The organism is Grimontia sedimenti (assembly GCF_011045095.1).
GTDB lineage: Bacteria > Pseudomonadota > Gammaproteobacteria > Enterobacterales > Vibrionaceae > Enterovibrio > Enterovibrio sedimenti.
Genome location: NZ_JAALDL010000056.1, coordinates 1 through 686, shown reverse-complemented (window position 1 = coordinate 686; position 686 = coordinate 1). Strand labels below are relative to the sequence as shown.

General features: G+C 61.1%; 1 pseudogene. It reads left to right on the top strand.

Annotation, left to right across the window (positions count from 1 at the left end):
- Window positions 1-686, top strand: a pseudogene (locus G5S52_RS23460) (hypothetical protein); the annotation flags it as partial.

The following is a 686-nucleotide window of genomic DNA, read 5'->3' as shown; positions in this document are numbered from 1 at the left end:
CATCGGTGACTGACAGCGCAGGGAATACATCTGCGCCGAGCACATCCACCACAGTCACGATTGATACGACCGCACCCGGTGAAGGCACCGGACCGGGCGGCACCGATGAACTCCCGCTGGTTGAAATTCCCGAGTCCTCTGGCGGCATTGGTGAAGAAGAGCTGACAGATGGCGTTGAAGTACTGGTCACGCCACCGACCGGCACTGAGCCCGGTGACACCATTACGGTGACCGTCACTCAGCCCGATGACTCAACCACTGACGTTACCACCACAGTGCCTGACGGCTGGACGGGCGGTAGCGTCTCTGTGACCGTTTCGCCGGAAGATTTGGGTGGCACTGGCGGCGGTTTACCTGCCGAAGGTGAATACAACATAACCGCATCGGTGACTGACAGCGCAGGGAATACATCTGCGCCGAGCACATCCACCACAGTCACGATTGATACGACCGCACCCGGTGAAGGCACCGGACCGGGCGGCACCGATGAACTCCCGCTGGTTGAAATTCCCGAAGCCTCTGGCGGCATTGGCGAGGGAGAGCTGACTGACGGCGTTGAAGTGCTGGTCACGCCACCCACCGGCACTGAGCCCGGTGACACCATTACGGTGACCGTCACTCAACCGGGCGGTTCAACCACTGATGTCACTACCACGGTACCTGCTGGCTGGACTGGCGGCAGCGTC